General features: G+C 59.3%; 11 protein-coding genes. 7 read left to right on the top strand and 4 right to left on the bottom strand.

All coding sequences use genetic code 11. The features are described 5' to 3' along the window. Window positions 1–50: 50 nt before the first annotated feature. The 3 genes from MUN46_RS02370 to MUN46_RS02360 all read left to right on the top strand — a co-directional run bounded on the left by MUN46_RS02370 (window position 51) and on the right by MUN46_RS02360 (window position 3,155). Window positions 51–1,661 carry a peptide chain release factor 3 gene (locus MUN46_RS02370; RefSeq protein ID WP_243376067.1) on the top strand — a complete coding sequence of 537 codons (1,611 nt, stop codon included), beginning with the start codon at window positions 51–53 and terminating at the stop codon, window positions 1,659–1,661. 74 nt (window positions 1,662–1,735) lie between these two features. Then, window positions 1,736–2,254, top strand: coding sequence for a hypothetical protein (locus MUN46_RS02365; protein ID WP_243376066.1), 519 nt, complete (start codon window positions 1,736–1,738; stop codon window positions 2,252–2,254). Further along, window positions 2,220–3,155 carry an IS3 family transposase gene (locus MUN46_RS02360; protein ID WP_340309687.1) on the top strand — a complete coding sequence of 312 codons (936 nt, stop codon included), beginning with the start codon at window positions 2,220–2,222 and terminating at the stop codon, window positions 3,153–3,155. Before MUN46_RS02365 ends, MUN46_RS02360 begins: the two co-directional genes overlap by 35 nt. 226 nt (window positions 3,156–3,381) lie before the next feature. Here MUN46_RS02360 and cydB read toward each other — a convergent pair whose 3' ends face one another. From cydB to MUN46_RS02340, 4 genes are all read right to left on the bottom strand, one after another. Further along, on the bottom strand, window positions 3,382–4,512 hold the full coding sequence (gene cydB / locus MUN46_RS02355; RefSeq protein WP_243376099.1) for a cytochrome d ubiquinol oxidase subunit II: 1,131 nt from the start codon (window positions 4,510–4,512) through the stop codon (window positions 3,382–3,384). A gap of 24 nt (window positions 4,513–4,536) precedes the next feature. Then, a complete protein-coding gene (locus tag MUN46_RS02350; RefSeq protein ID WP_243376065.1) occupies window positions 4,537–6,087 on the bottom strand; it encodes a cytochrome ubiquinol oxidase subunit I in 1,551 nt (516 codons plus the stop codon). Next, window positions 6,084–6,290 (bottom strand): cytochrome oxidase putative small subunit CydP, encoded by a 207-nt coding sequence (gene cydP, locus MUN46_RS02345; protein ID WP_243376064.1) that lies wholly within the window; start codon window positions 6,288–6,290, stop codon window positions 6,084–6,086. The genes MUN46_RS02350 and cydP overlap by 4 nt, the downstream gene beginning before the upstream one ends. A 257-nt stretch (window positions 6,291–6,547) precedes the next feature. Next, complete coding sequence (locus tag MUN46_RS02340; RefSeq protein ID WP_243376063.1) at window positions 6,548–7,042, bottom strand: DUF1801 domain-containing protein; 495 nt, start codon at window positions 7,040–7,042, stop codon at window positions 6,548–6,550. 291 nt (window positions 7,043–7,333) lie between these two features. On the opposite strand from MUN46_RS02340, the gene MUN46_RS02335 reads away from it, so the two are divergent. The 4 genes from MUN46_RS02335 to MUN46_RS02320 are packed head-to-tail and all read left to right on the top strand — an operon-like array spanning window position 7,334 to window position 11,869. Continuing rightward, entirely contained in the window at window positions 7,334–7,906 is a 573-nt protein-coding gene (locus MUN46_RS02335; protein WP_243376062.1) for a 2-oxoacid:acceptor oxidoreductase family protein, read from the top strand. Window positions 7,907–7,908: 2 nt separating this feature from the next. Next, window positions 7,909–9,156 (top strand): transketolase C-terminal domain-containing protein, encoded by a 1,248-nt coding sequence (locus MUN46_RS02330; RefSeq protein ID WP_243376061.1) that lies wholly within the window; start codon window positions 7,909–7,911, stop codon window positions 9,154–9,156. 9 nt (window positions 9,157–9,165) lie between these two features. Next, window positions 9,166–10,239: a thiamine pyrophosphate-dependent enzyme gene (locus MUN46_RS02325; RefSeq protein WP_243376060.1), complete on the top strand. Its 1,074-nt coding sequence runs from the start codon at window positions 9,166–9,168 to the stop codon at window positions 10,237–10,239. Next, a complete protein-coding gene (locus MUN46_RS02320) occupies window positions 10,232–11,869 on the top strand; it encodes an NAD(P)-binding protein (RefSeq protein WP_243376059.1) in 1,638 nt (545 codons plus the stop codon). The genes MUN46_RS02325 and MUN46_RS02320 overlap by 8 nt, the downstream gene beginning before the upstream one ends. Window positions 11,870–11,934: the final 65 nt, after the last annotated feature.

Genomic DNA, 11,934 nt, shown 5'->3' with positions numbered 1-11,934 from the left:
AAAAGGCGCGGCAGCATGCCCTGCCGTCCTCAGGCTCTGTTCGATCACCTATGACTTCTCCTAATCCAGCCCTGGTCCGCGATGTCGCTGACCGGCGGACTTTCGCCATTATTTCCCACCCTGACGCGGGCAAAACCACGCTGACGGAAAAACTGCTTCTTTTCGGAGGGGCGATCCAGCTCGCCGGCGCGGTGAAGGGCCGGAAAGCCGCTCGGCACGCGACGTCCGACTGGATGGAGGTTGAAAAGCAACGCGGCATTTCGGTGACCAGCTCGGTCATGCAGTTCAACTACAAGGGCAAGGTCATCAATCTTCTGGATACCCCGGGGCACCAGGATTTTTCAGAGGACACATACCGCGTTCTTACGGCTGTGGACGCCGCGGTCATGGTGATTGACGCGGCAAAGGGCGTTGAGGCCCAGACCATCAAGCTGCTGGAGATCTGCAGGCTGCGCAATACGCCGATCATCACCTTCATCAACAAAATGGACCGAGAGGTGAGGGATCCCCTTGACGTACTCGATGAAATTGAGGACGTGCTGCAGCTGAGCTGCGTGCCTATCACCTGGCCCATCGGAATGGGGAAAAGCTTCCGCGGGGTCTTCTCGCTGCTCAATGACGAGCTGGTCCGCTTCCGGCCTGGGGAAGATCATCTGACGCATGAAACGGAGGTCATCAGAGGTCTGGACAATCCCAAACTCGACGAGCTGTTTCCGATGGAAATGAAGGATGTCCGCGATGCCATCAGCCTGGTGAAGGGCGCGGGCGAGCCTTTCTCGCTGGAGCGCTATCTGGCCGGCGACCAGAGTCCCGTGTTTTTCGGTTCGGGCATCAACAATTTCGGCGTGGAGGATGTGCTCGAGGCTCTGGTCAACTGGGCGCCGTCGCCGCGGCCGCGGGACGCCGGGACCCGCATGGTTCAGCCGACCGAGTCCCCGTTCACCGGCTTTGTGTTCAAAATCCAGGCCAACATGGATCCCCGGCACCGCGACCGCATCGCATTTTTCCGCGTCTGCTCGGGGCGCTATACGCCCGGCATGAAGGTTTTCCATGTCCGCGAGGGCAAGGAGATGAAGATCCCCAATGCCCTGACTTTCATGGCTCAGGAAAGGAAGCGGATGGACGATGCCGTCGCGGGCGACATCATCGGCATATACAACCACGGCCAGCTGCACATCGGCGATACCCTTACCGAAGGGGAAAAGCTCGGATTCGTCGGCATCCCGTTTTTTGCTCCGGAGCTGTTCCGGTCGGTGCGCTGCAAGGATCCGTTCAAGGAAAAGCAGCTCAGGCAGGGACTTCAGGAGCTGGGAGAGGAGGGTGCCATCCAGGTCTTCACCGATGACATCGGACACATCTACCTGGGGGCAGTGGGTGTTCTGCAGTTCGAGATCGTGGCCCAGCGCCTGGCCAACGAGTACCGCGTGGACGCGATCTATGAGCCCACGGAGGTTTCTACGGCCAGATGGCTGCTTTTCCCTGACGACAAGGGGAAAACGAAAGAGGAGTTCTGCGACGAGCAGGCGGCCCGCCTCGCCGTTGATGCGGACGGCAACCTCGTGTATCTCGCCACTTCGGTCTACAACCTGCAGACCACCCAGAAGCACTGGGAGAACGTGAAGTTCCTGACCACCCGCGAGATGGGCCAGAAGTTCAACTGAGTCCTGCAGGAAAAAGAGAAAAACGGGCCGTTTTGAACTGTCCCTAGAAGGTGAGACACTTTCTGGGGATTTTCATGTCCAAAAAGATCTCGATTGAAATTCGTCAAAAAGTATTGACGTTACTGAAGCAGGGAGCTCGGTCCCGTATTATCTCAAAACAGCTGGGGTTGGCCCGCACTAGCGTAGAGAACTGGCAAGCGGCATTTGATCGTGGTGATGTTTCATGGAGCCTGGATAACAGCCGGCGGAAAAGAACTGAAGCCATGGCGTGGGAGGCTGTCAGGGTGTACGCTTTTTGTAAATCGTACAATGCGGCGGGCCGTGCTTTGGGGATGAGCGTCAGCGATGTACGTCGGTATGTGCAAAACGTTGAAAAGTTCGGCGCTCCCATCCTCAAAAGAGGAGTCCGTTGCCAAGCCCCGGAGATCAAGCACATGCCTGATAAAACAACTGCACCCCGCGGCAAAGAAAATGTGGCCAAAGAGCTTAAGACAGCCCGGAGGACCATTGAGGAACAGCGGATTGTCCTGGACTGCCTGCTGAAGTCCATAGACGAGCATCTGGGCTCAAAAAAAACAATGTGCCATCCTTGATTCGGCAATTAAGAGCGCACATCGCAGCGGGGTACCCGTTGCCCGAGCTTGCGAAATTGCAGGTGCCAGCCGGAGCACCTTTTACCGCCGTATTGGAAATCCTGGCAAAAGAGTGCTCGCGGCTAAGGCTCTTGGCGATCGCATCAAAGAGCTCCAAAAACGCCACGAAGGACGATATGGCGTCAGAAGGATGACGGCAGCCCTTCGCATGGATGGCCATAAACGAAAACCCGGACACAACCAGGTCGCACGCGTCATGAAGGAACTTGGATGCCAGGCCGTGATTCGAAGGAAGAGCACATACAGAGTCAGCCTCAGAAAGGGGCAGCTGGCCGACGGGACTGTTCTCGAGAACACGCTGAACCGCAAATTTACTCAACAGGAGCCGGGCAAGGTATTTGTGACGGATGTGACCTATATTCCGACTAAAACTGGCTGGCTCTATCTTTCGCTCGTTATGGATCTTTGCACTCGCGAAATCGTCGTCTGTGAAATGAGCCCCTGCCAAAATATGGCGCTTGCGATGCAGACGCTCCACTCGCTTAAGGCGGTGGCCAGCGGACCGGCTGTGCTGCACAGCGACCAAGGAGGGCTGTACACCAGCCCGATGTTCAGGAAACAAGCTCGGGATTACGGCTTTAAGCAGAGCTATTCACGCAAAGGAAACTGTTGGGACAACGCCGTCATGGAGGGCTGGAACGGAACGCTGAAGACGGAGTGGCTGTACCACCCGGACAAGCGCTTTGACAAAAATCTGTTGACTTTTAACCAGGCCCGGCAGGAAATTGAAGCCTACTGCGCCTATTACAATGAGAAACGCATTCAAGCGAAATTAAGTTACCGCTCCCCCAGGCAATTCAGGGAAGCGGTAACAGGTAAAACCACACCGGCGCTCAATTAATTCTGTCTCACAAAGTGGGGACAGTTCATCTTGCAGACGGCCCGTTTTTTCGGGGCGGAAGGCGGGCGGCCCGGACGGGGCGGCATCCTAAAGAGTTGAATGCCGCTGCGCCCGGCCGGTTATTCTTCCTTGTCCGAGATGTCCTGCTTGATGCACAGCAGAACCCCCAGCATCAAGCCCAGAGTGACGCTAGCAATCCAGTAGAAGTAGGCCATTTCAGTTCCTTTTAGTAGAGATGGTGGCTGTTTTCCGAGATGTATTCCGGAGTCACCTTGCCGCGCATGACCCGATAGGCCCAGCCGGTGTAAAAAAGCAGGATGGGCAGGAAGATCAGCGTGACGAACAGCATGATTTCAAGCGTGAGCTGCGAGCTCGTGCAGTCCCAAAGCGTCAGGCTCGAGCGCGGGTCAATGGACGAGGGCATGACGAACGGGAACATGGTGACAAGCGGCGTGAACACGATTCCCAGGAGCGATGCTCCGGAGCTCACGATGGCAGCGCCCCACTTCTCCGCCCTGGAGAACACAAAGCTCAGGGCTGCGCCGATAATGCCCAGCAGCGGGAAGATGAACAGCGCAGGCGTTGCGGACAGGTGGTCGAGCCAGCTGCCGCCCACCGTAACCGTCTTTGCCAGCGGGTTGGGAAGCCCCGCCGGGTCGATTCCCGATGCGTTGTAAGCGGGAAGGGCCGCCGCCATCCAGATGCCGGCCAGGACGAAAAGCACGAGGGTGCCCAGAGAGGCCGCGGCGGCCGCTTTCTTCGCCCTTGCGTTGAGCTCTCCGACGCTCTTGAGGCCGAGGAAATTGGCGCCGTGCATGATCACCATGACGATGCCCACAAGGCCGCACAGGATGCCGAAGGGATTGAGAAGACCGAAGAAGCTGCCCTGATAGCTCACCCTCATGGACTCATCAAAGACCAGCGGCACGCCCTGCAGCAGGTTTCCGAAGGCTACACCGCAAATGATGGGAGGCACGGCAGAGCCGAGAAACAGGAGCGTGTCCCAGCAGCTGCGCCAGCGCGAACTGTCGAACTTGCTGCGGTAGTCAAAGGAAACCGGACGGAAGATGAGCATGGCCAGCACCAGGAGCATCGCCCAGTAAAAGCCGGAAAAGGCTGCGGCGTAAGCAATGGGCCACGCTGCGAACATGGCGCCGCCTCCGGTTATGAGCCAGACCTGGTTGCCGTCCCAGTGCGGGGCGACGGAGTTGATCATGATCCGGCGCTCTTCGTTTGTCTTGCCAAGGAAGGGCAGCAGAGCTCCAACCCCCATGTCCTGGCCGTCCATGACGGCAAAGCCGGCCAGAAGCACTCCGATGAAAAGCCACCAGATGAGTTTCAAAATCTCGTAGTCAATCATTTTGGCGTCTCCGGTGAGCGGTTAGTGTTTCTCATGGAAATAGCGGCCGGTGCCCAAAGTGGAGGGGCCGAGGCTTGCGAAGCGCTTCATCAGCCAGACTTCCACAATGAGCAGCGCGCTGTACAGAAGGGCGAACCCAGCCAGCGAGCCTAAAACTTCGCCCGCCGTGAGCGAGGAAACCGAGATGTGAACCGGGAGCACCCCGTAGATGGTCCAGGGCTGGCGCCCGACCTCGGTCACGATCCAGCCCAGTTCGTTGGCGATCCAGGGCAGGGGCAGCGCCAGGGCTGCCAGCTTGAGGTAAAGCCCCTTAGTTTCCGGGATGCCTTTGACCGAATAGTAAAAGCCGAGGACAAACAGCAGCAGCATGATGATGCCGCAGGTCACCATGCCCCTGAAGCTCCAGAACAACAGCGACACAGGGGGGATCGTATCTGCGGCCGCCTTCTTGATCATCTCGGGGGTGGCTGTAGAGACGTCAGAGGTGTATTTGCGGAGCAGCAGCCCGTAGCCGAGATCCTTCTTGACGGCATTGAAGGATTCCAGAAGGGCAGCGTTGCTGGGGTCCTTGCGCAGCTGCTCAAGCAGCGTCACGGCCTTGGCGCCGCTCGCTATGCGGGCGGCGTTGCGCTCCTCGAGCTGGTTGATGCCAGGCACCGGCGTGGAAAGGGATCGCGTGCCGATGAGGCCGAGCACCCACGGGAACTCGACCTGAAGCGCATTGGCCCGCCGCTCGGTGTTCGGAAGGGCAAAGAGCGTCAGACCGGCGGGCGCCTCGGCGGTGTCCCAGATCGCCTCCATGGCGGCTATTTTTTCGGGCTGGTCGCGGGTGACCAGATAGCCGGATTCATCGCCCATGTGCACCGTCACGATCGAAGTGACAAGGCCGAAGGCGCAGGCCACGGCCAGAGATCGCTTGGCAAACTCGACGTCGCGCTTCTTGAGCAGGTACCAGGCCGAGATGGCGGCAACAAAAACGGCCCCGGTCATGTATCCGCCGGAAATGTCATGGACGAGAGTTGCCTGGGCCCACTCGCTCGAGATGACCTCCCAGAAATTGGACATTTCCATGCGCAGCGTCACCGGATTGAACTCGGAGCCGACGGGATGCTGCATCCAGGAGTTGGCCACCAGGATCCACAGGGCGGAAATATTCGTTCCGAAGGCCATCAGGAACGTGCACAGCCAGTGCACGCCCGGCCTGAGTTTTTTCCAGCCGAAGAAGAACAGGCCGGCGAACGTGGATTCCAGGAAGAAGGCCATGAGGGCCTCGAAGGCGAGGGGCGGCCCGAAAATGTCGCCCACGTAGTGCGAGTAATAAGCCCAGTTCGTGCCGAACTGGAACTCCATGGTGATGCCTGTGGCAACGCCCATGGCGAAATTAATGGCGAACAGTTTGCCCCAGAAGCGGGTCATGTCTCTGTAGACTTCCCGCTTCGTGATGACATAGCACCCCTCCATGGCCACCAGCAGCATGGACAGCCCCAGCGTCAGCGGGACAAAGAGGTAATGGTAAAGGGCGGTAACGGCAAACTGCAGACGAGACAGGTCAACTAATTCAGGCGTAATCATGATTTGTCTCTGGAGTTATCGATATTGATATGGGGGGAAGGAAATAAAGCCTGCCCGACCGCATCGACGGAAGTATCAGGGCGATGCGAGGGAGAAAAAAACACAAGCCACAGCAGGAAAATGCAGGCGGCCTTGACGGCGATCAGAAGCCAAAGAGGGCGCGCCAGTTTGATTTCTTTGCCGTGTGAGTCGTCACTTTTCATAAGAGAGGCTCTCGCAGGGTAAGAATTCTCTTCATCATATCCTGCGGCCGGCTTTTAAGGTAGTCGCTCCCTCGTAATGGGGATGTATGGCATTCAGGGGCGGGAAGAAAGACTTAGGTCCGACGGAGTTCTTCCAGGCAAAATGGGCGGGGCTTGACAGCAGGGGACAGACCGGGCCTTCAGGGCAGAGGCTCGGAAAAAGGCCTGGGAATGCAAAAACAGAGCCCCCGGCTGAGGGCTCTGCCTTGGGCCGGCGCTTACTCGGCCTTGTCTTCCGGTTCGGGAGGATTGACCGGAATGTGAATGATGGGCGGGGGAACCGCTGCGGCCTCCGCCTGGATCCTCCAGAGCTTGAGGAGCTCTTCCTGGCCGGGCACGGGCTCGTTGCTGCGGATGCGTTCCTGCCTGGAAACAACGGATTCCCTGATCACCTTCTCAACGATGTCGAGGGGAAGGCGGTTCAGGTTGTCGAAATAAATGGAGCTGGTCTCGGTGTTGATGCCCTTCAGCTTTCCGGAGAAATGTTCCACCACCTTGGGTTCCGCGACAAAAAGGGTCATGCTCTTTTCGCCGGGTTCCAAGGCAAACAGCGGATTGGTGTCGTATTCATAAAACGCAAGGCCATAGCGCATGCTTTCATGAACGCCGCGGGCATTGCGGCGAATCAGGCTGCAGACACGCGCCATTGCGACGCGCCTGTCGGGCGGCAAAGTCTGCAGATAGCCCCCCACCGTCGTTGCTGTTGGAACCATACTTCGAACTCCAGGAGAAAACCAATTGCAACTGATAATTCTACCAAAAATAGGAGGAAAGTTTTACCCGGGCCGCAGGCCGGCCCTCGCATTTTGAACGAAGCGGGCGGTTCGGGGAGGCCTCCGCGGCGCTCGGTCCGGTCCCGGCTTTCCGAGGAAAGTGCGGCTTGCGCCCAATGCAAAGAAAAGCCTAGAAGGGGGCAGGGTTTCTATTTAATATATCAACGTGACTCTTACTGCAGCACCCCGCAAACACAACAACAACGCTCAAACAGTGAAGAAGGAAGACTTATGTTTCAGGTACGTCTACATGGCCGCGGCGGCCAAGGAGTGGTCACGGCGGCGGAAATGCTGTCCCTGGCTGCTTTCATGGAAGGGCACTTTGCGCAGGCGTTCCCCAGCTTCGGCTCCGAGAGGACGGGAGCCCCTGTGGTGGCGTTCGCCCGCATCAGCGATCACTCCATCCGGCTCCACGAGCCTATCGAGGAGCCCGATGCGGTTCTCATTCAGGACAGGACGCTGATCGAGACGGTGGATGTTTTCGGAGGCCTGAGCCGCAGCGGCTTCGTGCTGGTCAACAGCGCCGCCGCTCCTGAGGACATCGGCCTGAGCGAACTTGTCTCGAAGCTGCCCAAGGGCCATGTCAGGACGGTTCCCGCCACGGATCTGGCGCTTAAATATATCGGCAGGCCGCTGCCCGGCGCGGCCATGCTGGCCGGATTTGCCGCCATGACGGGACTTCTCAAGCTGGAGAGCATCAATGCGGCTTATGGACAGAAATATTCCGGAAAGGTAGCCCAGGCCAATGCGAACGTTGCCGCCGGGGCCTGGAGCCACATGCTCTCGCTTAAGGACGGAGATTAAATATGCTCAAGCAGCTGGAAGGTTCACAGGGCGTCGCCCAGGCAGTGGCTCTCTGCCGCCCAAACGCTATCTGCGCTTATCCTATTTCCCCTCAGACGCACATCGTTGAGGCGCTCGGCCGCTATGTGCGGAGCGGCTCCATCAAGGACTGCGAATTCATGAATGTGGAAAGCGAGTTCGGTGCCATGAGCGCAGTCATCGGTGCGAGCGCAGCGGGTGCTAGGTCTTATACCGCCACCGCCTCGCAGGGCCTTCTGTTCATGACGGAGGCCATTTACAACGCATCGGGCCTGGGGCTTCCCATCGTCATGACGGTTGCCAACCGCGCCATCGGCGCCCCCATCAATATTTGGAATGATCAGTCCGATTCCCTTTCCCAGCGTGACAGCGGGTGGCTTCAGCTGTTTGCCGAGGACAACCAGGAAGCGGTCGACCTGCATATCCAGGCCTTCAAAATCGCGGAGACCCTGTCGCTGCCGGTCATGGTGTGCATGGATGGTTTTGTGCTGACGCACGCGCTCGAGAGAATGGATATCCCGGAGCAGTCTCAGGTGGATCAGTTCCTGCCTCCCTTTGCGCCCCGCCAGATCCTTGACCCCGACGATCCGGTGTCCATCGGTGCCATGGTTGGTCCGGAGGCTTTCACGGAGGTTCGCTGCCTGCAGGCCTGCCGCTTCAGGCAGGCCCTGGATGTCATTCCGAAGGTGGCCGGTGAGTTCGAGGCTGTGTTCGGCCGCAAGTCCGGCGGCCTGCTGTCCTGCTACCGCTGCGAAGGAACCGAGACGCGGGTGATCGCCATGGGGTCTTGCCTGGGGACCATTAAGGACGCCGTGGACGAAATGAGGGAGGCAGGCACTGCCGTCGGTGTGGTGAGCCTGAAGAGCTTCCGGCCGTTCCCCTATGAGGCGGTGGCCGAGGCCCTGAGAGGCGCGAAGCGGGTGATTGTCATCGACCGCACAGTCACGCCCGGCAGCAGGGGAGTTCTGGGCATGGAGGTGGCCTCCGCCCTGGGAGGATCCGGCGCCCAGGTCACAACCGTAATCGCCGGCTTAGGAGGCCGTGCCATCACCAGAAGGAGTCTCAAGGAAACTTTCCTTGCGGCTATCGATGGAAGGCTGCCCGCCTTGTACTTCATGGACCTGAACAAGGCTCTGGTGGATCGGCAGCTGGAGCGCGAGAAGAAAAGCTGGCGCGTCGGGCCGGCCAACGAAGAGATGGTTCGCGACGCTGCCCGCCAGGCAGGAAAATAGGAGACAGTCATGCAGGAAGAGAACACGGTTCACTTTTACCAGACCGGGACTTTTACGGTCGGGAATCGCCTGCTGGCGGAACAGCAGAAGACACTGCAGAGTTCAGATCACAGGTATAACTCCCTTAATTCCGGGCACCGGGCCTGCCAGGGCTGCGGGGAGGCTCTGGGAGCGCGCTATGCACTCGATGCCGCACTCGCCGCGACCGGCGGCCGTCTGGCGGTGGCCAACGCCACGGGATGCCTGGAGGTTTTCTCGACGCCCTATCCGGAAAGCGCCTGGCGCATGCCCTGGCTGCATTCGCTTTTTGGGAACACGGCCGCTGTGGCCGCCGGGATGGCGGCCGCCTTCAGGATCCGGGCCGCGAAAGAGGGCAAGAGCCCGGTTCGGGTGGTGGCCCAGGGCGGAGACGGCGGAACGACCGACATCGGCATGGGGTGCCTGTCCGGAATGTTTGAACGCAACGATGACGTTCTTTACATCTGCTACGACAACGAAGCCTATATGAACACCGGCGTCCAGAGAAGCTCCGCGACTCCTCCCACGGCCCGAACCGCCACCACGATGCCGATTCCCGGCTACGAAGGCAACGAGTTCGGTCAGGGCAAGAACGTTCCTCTGATCGCGATGGCCCACGGCATCCCCTATGTGGCCACGGCCACGGTGGCCGATCTGCACGACCTTGAGCGCAAGGTGACCAAGGCCATGCAGATCCACGGCGCCCGCTACATTCACATCCTCGTTCCCTGCCCCCTGGGATGGGGCTTCCCATCCTCCAAAACAGTGGAAATGGCCCGCCTTGCCGCCGAGACGGGGCTTTTCCCTGTGTTCGAGGCGGAAAACGGCGAGATCACCGGCTCTTATAAAATCCGCCGCCAGCTTCCCGTGGAGGCCTACCTGAAAGGCCAGAAGCGCTTCGCCCACCTGTTTGGCAAGAGAGGAGACCCGGCGACCGTTGAGCATCTGCAGCGGATAGCCGATCGCAACATTGAGAAATTCGGTCTGACCGCGCTGTCGGATGAAGAGCCGGAGGGGCTCTTCCGCAGCCTGGTTGAACCTAAGGGAGAGCAGGAACATGTCTGAGCTGAGTGAAAAAACGCCGTTTGCCATTACCCTGAAGCCGAAAACATCCTTGGAGAATCACACGGGGGCCTGGCGGACGCTTAAGCCCGCCTATGCCTTTCACGAGCCTCCCTGCAGTGCCACCTGCCCCGCAGGCGAACGGTGCAGGGACTGGCTGTTTCTTGCTGAAAACGGCGATTATCAGGCGGCCTGGGCGAAGGTCATGCAGGACAATCCATTCCCGGCAACCATGGGCAGGGTGTGCTACCACACCTGCGAGGGGGCGTGCAACAGGGGGCAGCTCGACGAGCCGGTCGGAATCAATTCCGTGGAGAGGTTCCTGGGGGACGAGGCGCTTAAGCAAAAGTGGAAGGTTCCCGCTCCTAAAGAGCGCAGCGGCCGGAAAGTGCTGATTGTCGGCTCCGGCCCTGCGGGGCTGAGCGCCGCTTATCATCTCGCGTTGCTCGGGCATGAGGTGACAGTGCTGGAGTCTTCCGCGGCTCCCGGCGGAATGATGCGTTATGGAATTCCCAAGTATCGTCTGCCCCGAGCGGTTTTGGATGCTGAGATTCAGAGAATTGCTGATCTCGGTGTTCGAATCGTTCTCAATCACGCGGTTCAGGATCTGGAAAAAGAGATGGCGGACGGAAGTTATGACGCCGTCTTCCTAGGCGTTGGGGCTCAGCTCGCGCGCAGGGCTTATATCCCGGCGGGCGATTCAGCCCATATCCTTGACGCGGTCTCGGTTCTGCGCTCCATGGAGGGCGAGGAAAAGCCCCGGCTGGGCCGGCGAGTCGTCGTGTACGGAGGGGGAAACACTGCGGTGGACGTGGCCCGCTCCGTGCGGAGAATGGGGGCCGAGCCGCTCATCGTTTACAGAAGAACCCGGCAGAAGGCGCCGGCCCACAGCTTCGAGATTGAGGAGGCTGCGGAAGAGGGCGTTTCCATGAAGTGGCTTTCTACCATTGCTGATGCAGAGGAGGGAAAGGTCCGCATTGAGAAGATGGTTCTCGATGAGGAGGGGAACCCGAAGCCCACCGGAGAATACGAAACGATAACGGCCGATTCCGTGGTTCTGGCGCTGGGCCAGGAAACTGATCTCGGCTTCTTGGGCGGCGTAAAGGGCCTGAAGACAGACGCCGGGGCTATTGTCGTCGACCAAAAGATGATGACGACCCGAGCGGGCATTTTCGCCGGCGGCGACGCGGTTAAGGATGTCCGCAATGTGACGGTAGCCATCGGGCATGGAAAACGCGCGGCTCGCGCGATTGACTGCTGGCTGCGGGGAACGGAGTACCAGGAGCCAGTCCGCGGTCGTCCGGCGGCGTTTGAGCGCCTGAACACCTGGTATTTCGCCGATGCGCCTAAGACGGAAAGGCCGCTTCTCGACATGGTCCGCCGGCAGACGACCTTCGAGGAGGTGCTCAAGGGCCTGACGGCCGACAATGCGCTTTACGAGGCCAGACGTTGCATGAGCTGCGGCAACTGCTTTGAGTGCGACAACTGCTATGGCGTCTGCCCGGACAACGCGATCGTGAAGCTTGGCCCGGGACTGGGTTATCAGATCAATTACGACTTCTGCAAGGGATGCGGCATTTGCGCTAACGAGTGCCCCTGCGGGGCCATTGACATGAAAAAGGAAGATATCTGACAACCCCGCCGCAGTCCGGGATCTCCCGCGGCTGCGGCGCCGCCCGCAGTGTTTTTTGAGAGCCA

The organism is Mesosutterella faecium (assembly GCF_022809315.2).
Taxonomy (GTDB): Bacteria; Pseudomonadota; Gammaproteobacteria; order Burkholderiales; family Burkholderiaceae_F; genus Mesosutterella; species Mesosutterella faecium.
Note: the sequence above shows the minus strand (reverse complement) of the source record. Positions and strands in the feature narration are given on the sequence as shown.

Excerpts from the sequence above, each read along its gene's own strand:
- MUN46_RS02370 (WP_243376067.1), top strand. The coding sequence starts at position 51 with ATGACTTCTCCTAATCCAGCCCTGGTCCGCGATGTCGCTGACCGGCGG.
- MUN46_RS02320 (WP_243376059.1), top strand. The coding sequence starts at position 10,232 with ATGTCTGAGCTGAGTGAAAAAACGCCGTTTGCCATTACCCTGAAGCCG.
- MUN46_RS02365 (WP_243376066.1), top strand. The coding sequence starts at position 1,736 with ATGTCCAAAAAGATCTCGATTGAAATTCGTCAAAAAGTATTGACGTTA.
- cydP (WP_243376064.1), bottom strand. The coding sequence starts at position 6,290 with ATGAAAAGTGACGACTCACACGGCAAAGAAATCAAACTGGCGCGCCCT.
- MUN46_RS02340 (WP_243376063.1), bottom strand. The coding sequence starts at position 7,042 with ATGGTTCCAACAGCAACGACGGTGGGGGGCTATCTGCAGACTTTGCCG.
- MUN46_RS02330 (WP_243376061.1), top strand. The coding sequence starts at position 7,909 with ATGCTCAAGCAGCTGGAAGGTTCACAGGGCGTCGCCCAGGCAGTGGCT.
- MUN46_RS02335 (WP_243376062.1), top strand. The coding sequence starts at position 7,334 with ATGTTTCAGGTACGTCTACATGGCCGCGGCGGCCAAGGAGTGGTCACG.
- MUN46_RS02325 (WP_243376060.1), top strand. The coding sequence starts at position 9,166 with ATGCAGGAAGAGAACACGGTTCACTTTTACCAGACCGGGACTTTTACG.
- MUN46_RS02350 (WP_243376065.1), bottom strand. The coding sequence starts at position 6,087 with ATGATTACGCCTGAATTAGTTGACCTGTCTCGTCTGCAGTTTGCCGTT.